This is a genomic window from Streptomyces sp. Z26 (assembly GCF_003665095.1).
Taxonomy (GTDB): domain Bacteria; phylum Actinomycetota; class Actinomycetes; order Streptomycetales; family Streptomycetaceae; genus Streptomyces; species Streptomyces phytohabitans.
Map to the genome: position 1 here is coordinate 510,513 of NZ_RCHV01000002.1, position 16,115 is coordinate 526,627.

The window sequence follows — 16,115 nt, forward strand, 5'->3', positions numbered from 1 at the left end:
GACATGAGGCGCTACCGTTCGGCATTGTCGAATGCCGAACCCCGAGCACGTCGCGGAGGTCTCTGATGGCCCGGACCATCCAGTCCCTGGAGCGTGCGGCAGCCGTGCTGCGGCTCTTGGCGGGTGGCGAGAGACGGCTGGGGCTCTCCGAGGTGGCGTCGGCGCTCGGCCTGGCGAAGGGCACCACGCACGGCCTGATCCGCACCCTCCAGCAGGAGGGCTTCGTCGAACAGGACGCGGACACGGGCAAGTACACGCTGGGCGCGGAGCTGCTGCGGCTCGGCAACAGCTACCTGGACGTGCACGAGCTGCGCGCCCGCGCCCTCGTCTGGGCCGACGACCTGGCCCGTTCCAGCGGCGAGAGCGTCTACCTCGGGGTGCTGCACCAGCAGGGCGTGCTGATCGTGCACCACGTGTTCCGGCCGGACGACAGCCGCCAGGTGCTGGAGGTCGGGGCGATGCAGCCGCTGCACAGCACGGCGCTGGGCAAGGTGCTGGCGGCGTACGACCCGGTGGCGCACAGCGAGGCGGCGGACGCGGAGCGGGAGGCGTTCACGGAGCACACGACGACCGGGCTGCCGGAGTTCGAGGCACTGCTGGACCTCACGCGGGCGCGCGGCTGGGCGTCGGACATCGAGGAGACGTGGGAGGGGGTGGCCTCGGTGGCGGCTCCGGTGCACGACCGGCGGCGGATGCCGGTGGGGGCGGTCTGCGTCACCGGTGCGGTGGAACGGGTCTGCGACGGCGCGGAGGGCGTCAAGGCGCAGACGGTGGCGGCCGTACGGGACTGCGCGAGGGCCGTGTCCCGGGATCTCGGATCTGGACGTTTCTAGTCAGATCGGTCACTATGCACACGACCCTGAAGTGCGGCCCCGCACCCTCTTGACGGGGCGGACCCCACAGAGAAAACTGCCGTCCGGCGGTCGACAATGTCGAACACCGGACGGGAACCGATCCGCCTTCCCTCTGGACGAAGGACAAAGGAGTCACGGGTGTCCAGCTCCGACATCTTCATCGGCGAGTTCATCGGCACGGCAGTGCTGATCCTCCTCGGCGGCGGCGTGTGCGCCGGCGTCACGTTCAAGCGCTCCAAGGCGTACTCCGCGGGCTGGGTCGCCATCGCGCTCGGCTGGGGCATGGCCGTCCTCACCGGCGCGTACATATCGGCCGGTGTCTCCGGCGCGCACCTCAACCCCGCCGTCACCCTGGGCATCGCCATCGAGGGCGGCACCGAGTGGGGTGACGTCCCGCTCTACATCGTGGCCCAGATGGCCGGTGCCATGTTCGGCGCGGCGCTCGTGTGGGGCGCGTACTACGGGCAGTTCCACGCCCACCTCACCGACCCCGAGGTCATCGGCGACCCCGCCTCGAAGGCGACCGGCCCCGAGGGCGGCCGGGCCGCGGTCGGCCCCGGCCCGGTGCTCGGCATCTTCTCCACGGCCCCCGAGATCCGGAACACCGTGCAGAACCTCCTCACCGAGGTCATCGCGACCACCGTCCTGGTCCTCGCGATCCTCACCCAGGGCCTCAACCAGGAGGGCAAGGGCCTCGGCCCGCTCGGCGTCCTCGTCACCGCCTTCGTCGTGGTCGGCATCGGCCTCTCGCTCGGCGGCCCCACCGGGTACGCCATCAACCCGGCCCGCGACCTCGGCCCGCGCACCGTGCACGCGCTGCTGCCGCTGCCGAACAAGGGCAGCTCCGACTGGACGTACGCCTGGATCCCCGTGGCCGGACCGCTGCTCGGCGGCGCGCTCGCCGGAGCCGTCTACAACGTCGCGTTCTGACCCGGCGGCGCGTGCCGACCCGTCCCCGTACGACGGCACCGCCGTCCGGTCGGGCGGGCACGCCCGCCGCCCGGACCGCCGCCCCGCAGACCGCGCCCCGTGGACCGCGTAACGCCCTCGCGACAGCCACGGCCACCGCGACCGCCACCGCCGCACGCACGCCGACCCAACGACGCATCGGAGCACCCACATGAGCGACACCCACTCCACCGGCCCGTTCATCGCCGCCATCGACCAGGGCACCACGTCCAGCCGCTGCATCGTCTTCGACCGGGACGGGCGCATCGTCTCCGTCGACCAGAAGGAGCACGAGCAGATCTTCCCGAAGCCGGGCTGGGTCGAGCACGACGCCGCGGAGATCTGGACCAACGTCCAGCAGGTCGTCTCCGGCGCGCTCGACAAGGCGGGCATCACCCGCGACGACGTCAAGGCGCTCGGCATCACCAACCAGCGCGAGACCACCATGCTGTGGGACCGCGCCACGGGCGAGCCGGTGCACAACGCCATCGTCTGGCAGGACACCCGTACCGACGCCCTCTGCCGGGAACTCGGCCGCAACGTCGGCCAGGACCGCTTCCGCCGCGAGACGGGCCTGCCCCTCGCCTCGTACTTCGCCGGGCCCAAGATCCGCTGGCTCCTCGACAACGTCGACGGCCTCCGCGAGCGCGCCGAACGCGGCGAGCTGCTGTTCGGCACCATGGACTCCTGGGTCATCTGGAACCTGACCGGAGGCACCGACGGCGGCGTCCACGTCACCGACGTGACCAACGCGTCCCGCACCATGCTGATGAACCTGCACACCATGGCGTGGGACGAGAAGATCTGCCAGTCCATGGGCGTACCGATGTCCGTGCTGCCGGAGATCCGGTCGTCCGCCGAGGTGTACGGGGAGGCCAAGGGCGCGCTCGCGGGCGTGCCGGTGGCGTCCGCCCTGGGCGACCAGCAGGCGGCGCTGTTCGGCCAGACCTGCTTCGCGCCGGGCGAGGCCAAGTCGACGTACGGCACGGGCACGTTCCTGCTGCTGAACACCGGCGAGGAGGCCGTCAACTCCTACAACGGGCTGCTGACGACGGTCGGTTACCGGATCGGCGACCAGAAGCCGGTCTACGCGCTGGAGGGCTCCATCGCCGTCACCGGTTCGCTGGTGCAGTGGATGCGCGACCAGATGGGCCTGATCAACAGCGCGGCCGAGATCGAGACCCTCGCCAGCTCCGTCGAGGACAACGGCGGCGCCTACTTCGTACCCGCCTTCTCCGGCCTGTTCGCCCCGTACTGGCGCTCCGACGCGCGCGGCGTCATCGCCGGTCTGACGCGCTACGTCACCAAGGCGCACCTCGCGCGCGCCGTGCTGGAGGCGACGGCCTGGCAGACGCGGGAGATCGTCGACGCCATGGCGAAGGACTCCGGCGTGGAGCTGACCTCCCTGAAGGTCGACGGCGGCATGACGTCCAACAACCTGCTGATGCAGACGATGTCGGACTTCCTGAACGCGCCCGTCGTCCGCCCGCTGGTGGCCGAGACCACCTGTCTGGGCGCCGCGTACGCGGCCGGGCTCGCCGTCGGCTTCTGGCCGGACACCGACGCCCTGCGCGTGAACTGGAAGCGGGCCGCCGAATGGACCCCCCGGATGGACGCGGACAGGCGCGACCGCGAGTACAAGAGCTGGCTCAAGGCCGTCGAGCGGACCATGGGCTGGCTCGAGGAGGAGAACTGATCATCATGAACACCCCGCAACGCGTCCCGGCCCTCGGGACGCACCCGACTTCGGGAGCCCGTCCGGACCGCGCCGAGACCAGGGAACGGCTCGCGCGTGCGACGTTCGACCTGCTGGTCGTCGGCGGCGGCATCCTGGGCACCTCCGTCGCGTGGCACGCGGCGCAGTCGGGTCTGCGGGTCGCGATGGTGGACGCCGGCGACTTCGCCGGCGCCACCTCGTCCGCGTCCTCCAAGGGCGCGCCGCACGGCGCGGTCAAGCTGGGCGCGGGCGTCACGCGTACTCGGCGCTGTCCGGTTTCGGTGACGGCGTCGGGCGGGTCGTCTCCCGGTCGCGGGCGGCGGCGGAGAACCCGGGGCCGCGTACGGAGAACCTCCGGTGCATGGCCGTCTTCGGCGACCACCAGATGAACGACTCGCGGATGGCCGTGATGACGGTGCGCGCCGCCGTCGACTCGGGCGCGGTCGCACCGGCTGCTGGCGGACCGCGAGCCCGGCGTACGGATGGACCCGGCGACGGCCCGTCAACTGGCCACGCACTACGGCTCGTTGGCCTTCGACATCGCCCGGCTGGCCAACGAGGACCCGGCGCTCGGTGAGCGCGTCCACCCCGACGGCCCGGAGATCTGGGCGCAGGTCGCCTACGCCCGCGACCACGAGTGGGCGGCGACCGCCGACGACGTGCTGCGCCGTCGTACGACGCTGACCGTGCGCGGGCTGGACACCGGGGAGGTACGCGCCCGGGTGGAGCGGATGCTCGCGGAGCGGGACGGCTGACGCCCGTACGGGACCACGGGAGCGCCTCCGGACAACGGTCCGGGGGCGCTCCCGGCGCGTTCCGGCGCACCGTGCGGCGGGCGTACGGAACCGGGCGTTCCGCACGGCGGGGCGCACCCGGACCTGCGGGCCGGACCGCGCGCGGGCTGCTGCGGCGGCCCCCGCACCGCTTAGGCTTGGGCCCGCACGCAAATTGATCGGACGCCGGACGGAGCGAGGGGCTCCGCACCGGTCGGAAGGAGGCGCTGGGTGATCGAGCTGGAGGGGGTTCCCGAGCTGGTCGACCCGGTCATGGTGGCCGCGTTCGAAGGCTGGAACGACGCCGGCGACGCCGCCTCCACCGCGGTCGGGCACCTGGAACGGGAGTGGAAGGGCGAGGTGTTCGCGGCGCTGGACGCCGAGGACTACTACGACTTCCAGGTCAACCGTCCGCAGATGTGGCTGGACGACGGCGTGCGGAAGGTCACCTGGCCGACGACACGGCTCTCGGTGGTCCGGATCGACGACTCCGACGGCAAGGGCAGACCGCGCGACCTGGTGCTCGTCCGTGGCATCGAGCCGAGCATGCGGTGGCGTTCGTTCTGCAACGAGGTGCTGGGCTTCGCGCACGAGCTGGGCGTCGAACTCGTCGTCGTGATGGGCGCGTTGCTCGGTGACACCCCGCACACGCGTCCGGTGCCCGTCACCGGCATGACGTCCGACCCGGACCTGGCGCGCACGATGAACCTGGAGGAGTCCCGTTACGAGGGGCCCACCGGCATCGTCGGCATCCTCCAGGAGGCGTGCACGCACGCGGGCGTACCGGCGGTGAGCCTGTGGGCGTCCGTACCGCACTACGTCTCGCAGCCGCCCAACCCGAAGGCGACGCTGGCCCTGCTGAACCGGCTGGAGGACCTGCTGGACCTGCGCATCCCCCTCGGTGAGCTGCCGGAGGACGCGCGCGCCTGGCAGATCGGCGTGGACCAGCTGGCGGCCGAGGACACCGAGGTCGCGGAGTACGTGCAGTCGCTGGAGGAGGCGCGGGACACGGCGGAGCTGCCGGAGGCGTCGGGCGAGGCGATCGCGAAGGAGTTCGAGCGCTACCTGCGGCGCCGCGACGACGGTCCGGGCACCGGGCACGCCACGGAGAGCGGCGAGAGCGGCCCGCCGTACGTACGGGAGCCCGGCGGCGCCGGTACGGCGGGCGGGCCCGGCGGCGGCCGGTCGCGCCCGGCGCGGCCGCGGGCGGGCGACGACGCGGGCGCGGCCGGGCGGGCCCGGCGCGGCGAGGGCGACGCCGGGGACGCGGGCGCCGAAGCGGCCGACGGGAACGCGGACGGGGACGCGCGGCAGGACGCGGCGGACGGCCCGGAAGGCGCAAGCGGGGAGAGCGGTACGGACGGCACGGCCGGGGAGGACGCGGCGGGCCGTACGGACGGACCGTCCGGGTCCGAGCCCGAGTCCGAGGGGCGCGAGGACGGTGGTGACGGCGGCAAGGGCTGAGCCCGCGCCGTACGGGCGCGACGGGCGCGAACGGGCGGGGCCGGTGCCGGACTTGGTGTCCGGTACCGGCCCCGCCCGTCACGTCGGGTCGCGCGCCCGCTCAGCGCGGCACGCGCGTCAGAGCGCCACTCCCAGCAGCGCGTCCACCGCGCGCGAGACCAGCCCGGGGGCGCCCTCGTCCGTACCGCCGTCCGCCTGCTGCGCGGCGGCCCAGCGGTCGACGGCGGCGAGCGCGGCGGGGGCGTCCAGGTCGTCGGCGAGCGCGGCGCGGATCTCGGCCAGCAGCGCCTCGGCCGGTGGCCCGTCGGGCCGCGACACCGCGGCACGCCAGCGGGCGAGCCGGGCCTCGGCCTCGTCCAGTACGGCGTCGGTGTACTCCCAGTCGGCGCGGTAGTGGTGCGCCAGCAGCGTCAGCCGGATCGCGGCCGGGTCGGTCCCGGCCTCGCGGAGCTTCGAGACGAAGACCAGGTTGCCCTTGGACTTCGACATCTTCTCGCCGTCCAGGGCGACCATCCCGGCGTGCACGTACGTCCGCGCGAACGGGAACTCGCCGGTCAGCGCCTGCGCGTGCGAGGCACCCATCTCGTGGTGCGGGAACGCCAGGTCGGAGCCGCCGCCCTGCACGTCGAAGCCCATCCCCAGGTGCTCCAGGGCGATGGCGACGCACTCGATGTGCCAGCCGGGGCGCCCCCGGCCGAGCGTGCCGCCGTCCCAACTGGGCTCGCCCTCGCGGGCGGCGGACCACAACAGCGGGTCGAGCGGGCTCTTCTTGCCGGGGCGTTCGGGGTCGCCGCCGCGTTCCGCGGACAGCAGCCGCATCGTTTCCGCGTCCAGTCGGGAGACCGAGCCGAAGCGGGGGTCGGAGTCGACGGAGAAGTACGTGTCGCCGTCCAGGTCGTACGCGGCGCCCGCCTCCCGGAGCCGTTCGACGAGCGGCACGATCCGGGGTATGGACTCCACCGCGCCGACGTAGCGCGCCGGGGGCAGCATCCGCAGTGCCGTCATGTCCTCGCGGAACAGGGCGGTTTCGCGCTCGGCGAGAGCCGTCCAGTCCTCACCGGTCTCGACGGCCCGCTCCAGCAGTGGGTCGTCGACATCGGTGACGTTCTGTACGTAGAGGACCTGCCGCTTGGTGTCGAGCCACACGCGCTGCACGAGGTCGAACGCGTTGTACGTCGCCGCGTGCCCCAGGTGGGTGGCGTCGTACGGCGTGATGCCGCAGACGTAGATACGGGCGACGGGACCCGGGGCGAGGGTCACCCGCCCTCCGGTCGCGGTGTCGTGAATCCGTAGGTCGCCGCCCTCGCCGGGCAGCGCGGGGACCTCGGAAGCGGGCCAGGCATGCATGCCCTGAGCGTAACCGGCGTGCGGTCGTCCGTACGAGCCGGGAGGCGTCCGGCCTGCGGGGATTGGCCGATTGCCCGGCCTTGACGGACGGGCGCGGACGTGCGGACGCCTCACCGCGCCGTACGGAGCGCGGACCCGTCCGTCGTACGGCTACAGCGGCGGCCAGGGGATCGGCGGCCACTCCCCGCCCGGCGCGGGGTGGCGGCCGGAGGCGAGCAGGGCGGCGGTGCGTGCGCGTACGGCGTCCAGTTCGGCGGCCGTGACCAGTTCGGCCAGCCGGGTGCCGAGCGGGGCACCCTCGGCCAGGGCGGCGGAGAGGCCGCGCAGCACGTCCAGCGCCTCGTCCGGCAGCGGTTCGCCCGCCCAGCCCCACAGCAGGGTGCGGAGCCGGTCCTCGGCGTGGAAGGTGACGCCGTGGTCGATGGCGTACAGGCGGGCGCCGGAGAGCAGCAGGTGGCCGCCCTTGCGGTCGCCGTTGTTGAGCACCGCGTCGAGGACGGCGAGGCGGCGCAGGCGCGCGTCGTCGGCGTGCACGAGCAGCGCCGTACGGCCGCCGCCGACGTCCGCGAAGCCGATCGCCTTCCAGCCGGGGCCGGGCTCGTCGCCCTCGACGAGGGCGAGGAGCTGCTCGTCCTCCTCCCCCTCGGTGCCGTCGTGGGTCGCGTCGTCGGCCGCGTCCCCGGAGTCCCCCGGATCGTCGTCCGGGTCCTCCGCGTCGTCCTCCGGCACCGGCCCGATCCACAACTGGCACATGCCCTCGCCGTACGGCCCGTCCCGCAGCACGGTGGCCGGAACCAGCCCCCAGCCCGTGGCCTCCGACACCTCGTACGCGGCGACCTCGCGCTGGGCCAGCGTGCCGTCCGGGAAGTCCCACAGGGGCCGCTCACCGGCCACCGGCTTGTAGACGCACGGCAGGGACGCGCCGGACGGGTCCTCCACCACGCAGTGCAGCACCGCGTTGGAGGCGCCGCCGATCCGGCCGCGTACGGTCAGCGCGCCTCCGGCGAGCAGGGCCCGCGTGGCGTCCCGGTCCACGGCGTCACTCGTCACGCCGGTCATTCGCTGCGCCGGTACCCGTTCTGGCGCGGGCACACGTGCCCCTCCGGGTCCAGCGGCAGGCTGCACAGCGGGCACGGCGGGCGCCCGGCGTTCACGACCTCCATGGCGCGCTTGGCGAACGAGCGGGCCATGGCGCCGCTGATCCGCACGCGCAGCATCGGGGGGCCGTTCTCGTCGTCCTGGAGGAGGCGCTCCTCGGCGTCCGCGAGGTCCTCCTCGGAGTCGATCTCCAGCTCGACGAGCGCCTGCGCCTCGACGACCATGCGCTCGCCCTCGCCGTCCCAGGCCAGCGCCATGGTGCCGACCCGGAACTCCTCCTCCACGGGCGCCTCCAGCGGGCCCGTGTCCTCGACCTCCGCGGGTGCCACGGCGGGCACCGGGGCGTTCCCGCCGGAGCGGCGTACGACCTCGTCCAGCAGCTCGTCGATCCGCTCCGCCAGCGCTTCCACCTGGGCCTTCTCCAGGGCGACACTCGTCGTCCGGCCGGTCCGGGAAGCCTGGAGGAAGAAGGTGCGCCGCCCGGGCAGCCCGACCGTACCGGCCACGAATCGGTCCGGTGGGTCGTAGAGGAACACCTGACGTGACACGTCCTTCTCCGTTGCGTCGACTGATTGGCCCACCCGCACCCTACTGCGCGTGCTGATCAACGCCGCTACGAGCCGCCGCCGACCGCCGCGACACCGTCCGCCGTACCCCCGGCGGCGCCGTCCCCGCTCCCGGCACCCCCGTCCGTACCCTCCGCGTCCGCCGCGGTGGGGGCGGGCGGCGGGGCGAGGGAGGCGAGTTCGCCGGTGTCCCCGAGGCGCAGCAGGAACGGGCGGTGCGGCGTGTAGCGGATCACGGTGACCGAGCAGGGGCCGACCGCGATCCGCTGGAAGAGGTCCAGGTGCATGCCGAGGGCGTCGGCGACGATCGCCTTGATGATGTCGCCGTGGGAGCACATCAGCACGGCCGCGTCCGGCCCGTGCTCCGCCGCGACGCGCGCGTCCCAGTCCCGTACGGCCTCGACGGCGCGCGTCTGCATGTTCCGCATCGACTCGCCGCCGGGGAACGCGGCTGCCGAGGGGTGCTGCTGGACGGTCGTCATCAGCGGCTCCCCGTTCAGCTCGGAGAGCTTGCGGCCGCTCCAGTCGCCGTAGTCGCACTCACCGATCCGCTCGTCCGTGTGCGCGGGCACGTCGGGGCGGGCGGCGGCGAACGGCGCCAGGGTCTCGCCGCAGCGTTGCAGCGGGCTGCGCACGGTGGCCGCGACGGGCACCCCGGCCAGTCGGCCGGGCAGCGCGGCGGCCTGCTCGCGGCCCAGCTCGTCCAGGGCCACCCCGGGCGTCCACCCGGCCAGCAGGCCCGCGGTGTTCGCGGTGGAACGGCCGTGGCGTACGAGGATCAGCGTCGGCATACGGCCACCCTACGGCGTCGTACGGGCGCGCCGCGGGCCGCTTGGGCGGGCCGCCGCCGGGCACCGGACGGCGGCCCGGGGGTTGTGCCTCCGGCGGACGGGGGCAGAATGCCAACCGTGATCGTCGACTGCGCCCTGTACCGGGACGGCCGCCGCAGCGAGCGGCGCCAGCCGGAGGACTTCTCCGACGCGCTGGACGAGGCCCGCGCTTCGGGTGACGCGTTCCTGTGGATCGGGCTGCACGAGCCGACGGAGGCCGAGTTCGCGCTCGTCACCAGCGAGTTCGGGCTGCACCCGCTGGCCGTCGAGGACGCGCTGTGCGCGCACCAGCGGCCGAAGCTGGAACGGTACGACGACTCGCTGTTCCTCGTCCTGAAGCCCGCCGCGTACGACGACGGGACGAGCACCGTGTCGACGGGCGAGCTGATGCTGTTCGTGGGCGACTCGTTCGTGGTCACCGTGCGGCACGGCGACACCAACCCGCTGAGCGCCGTACGCCAGCGGCTGGAGGACGAGCCCGATGTGCTGCGGCACGGGCCGACCGCCGTGATGTACGCGGTCAGTGACGCCGTCGTCGACCACTACATGGACGTCGAGGCCGAACTGCACGTGGATCTCGACGAGTTGGAGGAGGAGGTGTTCACGCCGGACGGCGGGGAGGGCCGGGGCGTCGCGGAGCGGATCTACGCGTTCAAGCGCCAGGTGCTGGAGTTCCGGCGGGCGGCGGGGCCGCTGGCGGAGCCGATGACGCGGCTGGCCGGGGGCGGTATGCGCTTCGTACCTGGCCCGTCGTTGCCGTTCTTCCGCGACGTGAACGACCACCTGACGCGCGTCAACGAGCAGATCGAGGGCCTCGACCGGCTGCTGTCGGACATCCTGTCCGCCCATCTGGCGCAGCTCAGCGTCCGGCAGAACGACGACATGCGCCGGATCTCCGCGTGGGCCGCGATGTGCGCCGTGCCGACGATGATCGCGGGCGTCTACGGCATGAACTTCACGCACATGCCGGAGCTGCACTGGGCGTGGGCGTACCCGGCCGTGGTGGCGCTGATGGCGGGCACGTGCGTGGTGCTGCACCGGTTCTTCCGCAGGCGCGGCTGGCTCTGAACGGCCCGGGTGGCCGTACCAGCGGGGGCGCCGGCGGGCCCGTACCCGCCGGCGCCCCGGCTCAGGCGAAGCCCGGCGCGGGCGCGGCGGGGCCGCCCAGCGCGTTCCGCCGCACCGGCATCTCCAGGGTGGTCATCCGCCGCCAGCCGCCCGCCCGTTCGTACGCGTACACCGCGCGGACGCCGCCCGCCAGCACCGCGGACTTCGCCCGCGGCCACCCCAGGAGGCGTCCCATGCGGCCCATCACGGCGAGGCTGACGTCCCGGTAGACGGCGGTCTCCGCGAGGGCGCACTCGCGGAGCGCGTGCTGGATGCGGCGGCCGTGCCCGGCGGCGGCCAGCCGCAGCAGCTCCTCGTGGCAGTACGCGAGGTGGTTGTCCTCGTCGGCCGCGATCATCCGTACGGCGCGGCCGATGTCGGGGTGGTCGCCGAAGTGGCGGGTGAGCAGGTTCATCTGGGCCGCCGCCCGTTCCTCGGTGACGCGGCTGTGCGCGAGGTACGTGACGACGTCGTCCTCCGTCAGCGGCTCGTCGCGGCGCAGCTTGTGGTGGGAGAGGCCGATGCCGCGCCGTTCCAGCAGCGCGGTGTAGTCGGTGTCCTCGGGCACCTCGCACGGCGTGAGGCCGCGCCCGCGCAGGAGGCCGAGGAAGATGCGGCCGTGCTTGTCCTCGTCCGCGCCGTGCCGCGTGATCTTCGGGGCGAGGTAGCGCCTGCTGTCGGGTACGAGGGCGGCGATCCGGGCGTTCTCCCAGCCGCCCTGGGCCTCGCCGCTGGCGGCGACGGAGCAGAAGAGCCGGAACGACTCGTCGTCGTCGATGATGTCCTGGAACAGGCTTCGGGCCGAGAGCATGGCGGTCTCCTCCGTGCGCGCGATTCGCCACGGTCGAGTCAACTGCCGCCCCGTCCGCCCGGCAACAGCTCCGCCTCCGGCCTCCGCCGAACGAAGGAGCACACGCGTGTGCGAGGGGGCGGGACCGGGCGCGCGTCGTAACCCCGCGGGGCGGGCCGCCGTTGTGCAGCGCGACGGCCGTGGCGGGGAGACCCCCGAGCCCCCACCACGGCCGCTGTGCGTCACACCCGAGCGCGCCGCCCGTTCCGTACGGGCGGCGCGCTCGGGTGCGTGGGGCCGCGGGTCGCGGGCGGGGCGTCCGTACGGGCGTCCCGCGCGCGGTCAGGCCAGTCCGGCGCGCTCCAGGGCCTCCACACCGGCGCGCAGCGAGGTCAGCCGCTCCTCCAGCGCGAAGCCCGCCGGGGCGAGGGACAGGGTGGTCACACCGGCGTCGGCGTACGCCTGCATGCGGTCCGCGATCCGGTCGACGGACCCGATGAGGGTGGTGGAGTCGATCAGCTCACGCGGTACGGCCGCCGCCGCGGCGTCCTTCTCGCCCGCCAGGTACTTGTCCTGGATCTCGGCGGCCTCGCGCTCGTAACCCATGCGCTGCGCCAGGCTGTTGTAGAAGTTCTGCTTGCGGCTGCCCATGCCGCCGACGTACAGCGCGGTGTACGGCCGGAAGACGTCCGCGAGCGCGTCCACGTCGTCGCCGACGGCCAGCGGCACCGTCGGGCAGACGTCGAAGCCGTCCATCTTCAGGCCCGCCCGCTCCCGTCCGGCGCGCAGGTGGCCGAGGGTGGTCTCCTCCGCGTGCTCGGGGGAGAAGAAGATCAGCAGCGCGCCCTCCGCGATCTCGCCGGTCTGCTCCAGGTTCTTGGGACCGATCGCGGCGATGTAGAGCGGGATGTGCTCGCGCACGGGGTGCACGGTGAGCTTGATGGGCTTGCCGGGGCCGTCCGGCAGGGGCAGCGTCCAGTGCTGTCCCTCGTACGAGAGCCGCTCGCGCGTCATGGCCTTGCGCACGATCTCGACGTACTCGCGGGTGCGGGCGAGCGGCTTGTCGAACTTCACGCCGTACCAGCCCTCGGAGACCTGCGGCCCCGAGACGCCGAGGCCGAGGCGGAAGCGGCCGCCGGAGAGGCTGTCGAGGGTCGCGGCCGTCATGGCGGTCATCGCCGGGGCGCGGGCCGGGATCTGGAAGATCGCCGAGCCGACGTCGATCCGCTCCGTCTGGGCCGCGACCCAGGAGAGCACGGTGGGGCCGTCCGAGCCGTACGCCTCCGCGGCCCAGCAGACCGCGTAGCCGAGCCGGTCGGCCTCGCGGGCGACCGCGAGGTTGTCCGCGTCCATCCCGGCGCCCCAGTAGCCGAGGTTGATCCCGAGCCGCATGCGGTCCCCTTACTGATCAGTAACGTGGTTGTCCCCGGGACTCTAGCGCGCACCCGCAAGTACGCTCAACGCCCATGGAACAGAGGCACCTGGGCCGTACAGGTCTGCGGGTTTCCCGGTTGGGGCTCGGCACGCTCGGCTGGGCCCGGGACACCCGCGAGAGGGACGCCGCCGACCAACTGAAGGCGTTCTGGGAGGCGGGCGGCACTCTGGTCGACACGGCCGACGTGTACGCGGACGGGGGCGCCGAGTACCAACTCGGCCGCCTGCTCGGCGGACTGGTGCCCCGCCGGGACCTGGTGATCGCCACGAAGGCGGGCAGCGTACCCGACCCCGACCGCCGCTTCGACGCCTCCCGCGGCCACCTGCTGTCCGCCCTCGACGCCTCGCTGGAACGTCTCGGCACCGACCACGTCGACCTCTGGCACGTCCACGCCTTCGACCCGACGACACCCCTGGACGAGACGCTCCAAGCGCTCGACATCGCGGTCAGCACGGGCCGTACGCGCTACGTCGGCGTCTCCGACTTCTGCGGCTGGCAGCTCGCCAAGGCCGCCACCTGGCAGCTCGCGGCGCCCGGCACCCGCACCCGGCTGGCCAGCACGCAGCTGGAGTACTCCCTCCTCCAGCGCGGCGTCGAACGGGAGGTGCTGCCCGCCGCCCTGGACCTCGGCATCGGGCTGCTGCCGTCGTCCCCGCTGGGGCGCGGCGTGCTCACCGGCAAGTACCGGCACGGCACTCCCCCGGACTCGCGCGGCGCCTCACCCCACCTCGCCCCGTTCGTCGCCCCGTACCTCGACGACACGGCGCGCAGCATCGTGGACGCCGTGACCACCGCCGCCGACGGGCTGGCCGTCACCCCGGTCCAGGTCGCCCTCGCGTGGCTGCGCGACCGGCCGGGCGTGGTCGCGCCCATCGTCGGCGCGCGCACGGCGCAGCAGCTCGACGCCGCTCTGTCAGTGGAGGGCCTTAGTCTTCCCCAGGAGATCTGCCAGGCGCTCGACGACGTGTCAGCCCCGGTGCACCGCTATCCCGACCAGGACTGGAGCGAGCTGTGACCAGCCAGGACAAGGCAGCCGAACTCCTCGCGGCCGTACGGGCCGTGGAGAGCGGCGAGCGCGCCGCAGCCTCGTTCTTCGCGGAGCCCGCGCGACCGGCGGCCCCGGCGAGACCGCGGGCGGCGGACCGTACGGGCGGGGAGGGGCGTACGGGCCCGGCGGCCGCGGGGGGCGGCGCGGCGGCAGGGGGGAGAGCGGAGCCCGCGGGGCCGCTCGCCGTGCCGGAGGACGTGCGCGCGCTGCTCGCCGGGAGCGGCGCGCCGGAGGAGCTGGGCGGCGCCGTGGTGGCGGCGCTGGGGCCGCGGGCGGACGCGGTGCTGCGGGACGACCCGTGGCAGCTGCTGGCCGTGCCGGGCGTGCTGCCGGAGCAGGCTGACGGGTTCGCGCGCGCCGTGCTGGGCGCGGAGTGCGGGCCGGACGACGAGCGGCGGACGTGCGCGCTGACGGTGTGGCTGCTGGAGCGCGCGGCGCTGCGGGGGCACACCGCGCGGGAGCCCGAGGAGCTGCGCGCGGACCTCGCGCGGCACGGCGTACCGGACCCGGAGGAGGCGTTGCGGGGGGCCGTGGACGCGGGCGCGGTCCTCGTCTTCGAGGACGCGCTGGACGCCCTGGAGGCGCCGGGTGTGCCCCGGCGGGAGAGCGGCGGCGCGGGCGGTCCGGGCGGCGCGGAGGAGGACACGGACGGCGCGGAGCGGCCGGTGCGGCTGCTCGCCGGGCTGGACCGGTGCGCGTTGGCGGAGGAGAGCCTGGCGGACGGACTGGCCCGGCTGATCGGCACGTTCGGCACCTCCGGGGCGGCGGGCGGCGCGGACGTGGACGGCGCGGACGGCACGGACGGCTGGGCGGCGCTCGCGGCGGCGGCCCCGTCGCCCTCGGCGGCGGAGCTAGTACGGGCCGCGGCCGGGCACGGTCTCGTGGCGCACACCGGCGGGGAGGCCGCGCGCGCCGAACCGGCCGCGCTGGTCGCCGCCGCCGCGTCGCTGGGACTGCGGGCGTACGCGGTGACGCACGGCGAGGACGGACGGCGGCGGGCGGCGGAGCTGGTCGCGGCGGCCACGACGGCGTGCCCGGCCCGTACGGCGGACACGGACGGGCCGGACGGCCCCGAGGAGGCGAACGACCCCGCGCACGGAGGGAGTTCGGGCCCCGGCCCGGTCCTCACGGTGGCCGGGCTGCTCGACGGCGGCGCCGGTCCGGGACGGGACGAGGAGGGGATGTACGCGCTCGACCTGCTCGTCGTCCTCGACGCGCCGCAGCTCGACGCGGAGACGGCGGCGGCGCTCGTCGAGTCGGTGCCGGACGGCGCCCGGCTGGTGCTCAGCGGCGACCCGCTGCTGCTGGGCTCGGCGGGGCCGGGCCAGGTGTTCCGGGACGTGCTGGCGGCACGCGCCTGCCCGCGCGTGGTGTCCCGGACCCCGGACCCGGGCCCGGTGGGCGAGCTGGTCTCGGGCGTCGGGGTGGGCGAGTTGCTCCAGGTGGAGGCCCCCGGCAAGGAGGTCGTGATCGTGCCGGTGCGGGACGCGGGCGACGCGGTGCACCGTACGGTCCAGCTGGTCGCGGACTCGGTGCCCCGCGCGCTGGGCGTACCCACGGAGGACACCCAGGTGGTCACCCCGGCGCACGGCGGCAGCGCGGGCACCCGCGCGCTCAACGCGGCGCTGAAGGAACGGCTGAACCCGGGCCCCGGCCGGTTCGGCGGCTTCGACCCGGGCGACCGGGTCGCGCACTCCGCCGCCCCGGGCCGTACGGCCGTCGGCACCGTCGTCTCCGCCGACCAGGACGGGCTGCGGCTGGACCTCGCGGGGGACGCGGTCGTCGTCCCGCCGGACCGGGTGCCGTCGACCGTGCGGCACGGCTGGGCGGTCACCGCGCACCAGGCGGCGGGGCTGCGCTGGCCCGCGGTCGTGGCGGTCCTCCCGGGGGACGCGGCGGACACGCTCACCCGGGAGTGGGTCTACACCGCCTTCAGCCGCGCCGACCGGCACCTGTCGGTGGTGCACGGCGTGGGCGACGCCCTGCCCCGCGCGGTGGCCGGGGCGACCGCGCCGGAGCGTACGACCCGGCTGCGTACTCTCCTGGTGCAGGCGGCACAGGCCGCGACGGCCCCGGCGCCCTCGGCGGCGGGGGACCCGGCGGTCTGATCCCCGTACGGCCCCGTCCCGGCCCGCCCC

General features: G+C 74.5%; 13 protein-coding genes and 1 pseudogene. 8 read left to right on the forward strand and 6 right to left on the reverse strand.

Features of this window, described 5'->3' with window-relative positions:
* Window positions 1–65: 65 nt before the first annotated feature.
* From D7M15_RS02310 to D7M15_RS02330, 5 genes and pseudogenes are all read left to right on the forward strand, one after another.
* Window positions 66–833 carry an IclR family transcriptional regulator gene (locus D7M15_RS02310; RefSeq protein ID WP_121515953.1) on the forward strand — a complete coding sequence of 256 codons (768 nt, stop codon included), beginning with the start codon at window positions 66–68 and terminating at the stop codon, window positions 831–833.
* 159 nt (window positions 834–992) lie between these two features.
* A complete protein-coding gene (locus D7M15_RS02315) occupies window positions 993–1,784 on the forward strand; it encodes an MIP/aquaporin family protein (protein WP_121515954.1) in 792 nt (263 codons plus the stop codon).
* A 190-nt stretch (window positions 1,785–1,974) separates the two neighbouring features.
* Window positions 1,975–3,498, forward strand: coding sequence for a glycerol kinase GlpK (gene glpK, locus D7M15_RS02320; RefSeq protein WP_121515955.1), 1,524 nt, complete (start codon window positions 1,975–1,977; stop codon window positions 3,496–3,498).
* A gap of 5 nt (window positions 3,499–3,503) precedes the next feature.
* A pseudogene (locus tag D7M15_RS02325) lies at window positions 3,504–4,274 on the forward strand (FAD-dependent oxidoreductase).
* A gap of 249 nt (window positions 4,275–4,523) precedes the next feature.
* On the forward strand, window positions 4,524–5,756 hold the full coding sequence (locus D7M15_RS02330) for a PAC2 family protein (protein WP_121515956.1): 1,233 nt from the start codon (window positions 4,524–4,526) through the stop codon (window positions 5,754–5,756).
* A gap of 117 nt (window positions 5,757–5,873) precedes the next feature.
* Here D7M15_RS02330 and mshC read toward each other — a convergent pair whose 3' ends face one another.
* The 4 genes from mshC to D7M15_RS02350 form a co-directional block, all read right to left on the reverse strand.
* A complete protein-coding gene (gene mshC / locus D7M15_RS02335) occupies window positions 5,874–7,103 on the reverse strand; it encodes a cysteine--1-D-myo-inosityl 2-amino-2-deoxy-alpha-D-glucopyranoside ligase (protein WP_121515957.1) in 1,230 nt (409 codons plus the stop codon).
* 150 nt (window positions 7,104–7,253) lie between these two features.
* Window positions 7,254–8,162 carry an SCO1664 family protein gene (locus D7M15_RS02340; protein WP_121515958.1) on the reverse strand — a complete coding sequence of 303 codons (909 nt, stop codon included), beginning with the start codon at window positions 8,160–8,162 and terminating at the stop codon, window positions 7,254–7,256.
* Window positions 8,159–8,749, reverse strand: coding sequence for a DUF3090 domain-containing protein (locus D7M15_RS02345; protein WP_121515959.1), 591 nt, complete (start codon window positions 8,747–8,749; stop codon window positions 8,159–8,161). Before D7M15_RS02345 ends, D7M15_RS02340 begins: the two co-directional genes overlap by 4 nt.
* A gap of 65 nt (window positions 8,750–8,814) precedes the next feature.
* Window positions 8,815–9,558, reverse strand: coding sequence for a histidine phosphatase family protein (locus tag D7M15_RS02350; protein ID WP_121515960.1), 744 nt, complete (start codon window positions 9,556–9,558; stop codon window positions 8,815–8,817).
* 108 nt (window positions 9,559–9,666) lie between these two features.
* Between D7M15_RS02350 and D7M15_RS02355 the strand changes: the two genes are divergently transcribed.
* Window positions 9,667–10,665, forward strand: coding sequence for a magnesium and cobalt transport protein CorA (locus D7M15_RS02355; RefSeq protein ID WP_121515961.1), 999 nt, complete (start codon window positions 9,667–9,669; stop codon window positions 10,663–10,665).
* Window positions 10,666–10,726: 61 nt separating this feature from the next.
* Here the strand turns inward: D7M15_RS02355 and D7M15_RS02360 are convergent, their stop codons facing one another.
* Both D7M15_RS02360 and D7M15_RS02365 read right to left on the reverse strand, forming a co-directional pair.
* A complete protein-coding gene (locus D7M15_RS02360) occupies window positions 10,727–11,515 on the reverse strand; it encodes a ferritin-like domain-containing protein (protein ID WP_121515962.1) in 789 nt (262 codons plus the stop codon).
* A 321-nt stretch (window positions 11,516–11,836) separates the two neighbouring features.
* Window positions 11,837–12,886 carry an LLM class F420-dependent oxidoreductase gene (locus tag D7M15_RS02365; protein ID WP_121515963.1) on the reverse strand — a complete coding sequence of 350 codons (1,050 nt, stop codon included), beginning with the start codon at window positions 12,884–12,886 and terminating at the stop codon, window positions 11,837–11,839.
* Between the two features lie 74 nt (window positions 12,887–12,960).
* Here D7M15_RS02365 and D7M15_RS02370 point away from each other — a divergent pair, with 74 nt between their 5' ends.
* On the forward strand, window positions 12,961–13,944 hold the full coding sequence (locus D7M15_RS02370) for an aldo/keto reductase (protein ID WP_121515964.1): 984 nt from the start codon (window positions 12,961–12,963) through the stop codon (window positions 13,942–13,944).
* Complete coding sequence (locus D7M15_RS02375) at window positions 13,941–16,085, forward strand: ATP-binding domain-containing protein (protein WP_240649095.1); 2,145 nt, start codon at window positions 13,941–13,943, stop codon at window positions 16,083–16,085. Before D7M15_RS02370 ends, D7M15_RS02375 begins: the two co-directional genes overlap by 4 nt.
* Window positions 16,086–16,115: the final 30 nt, after the last annotated feature.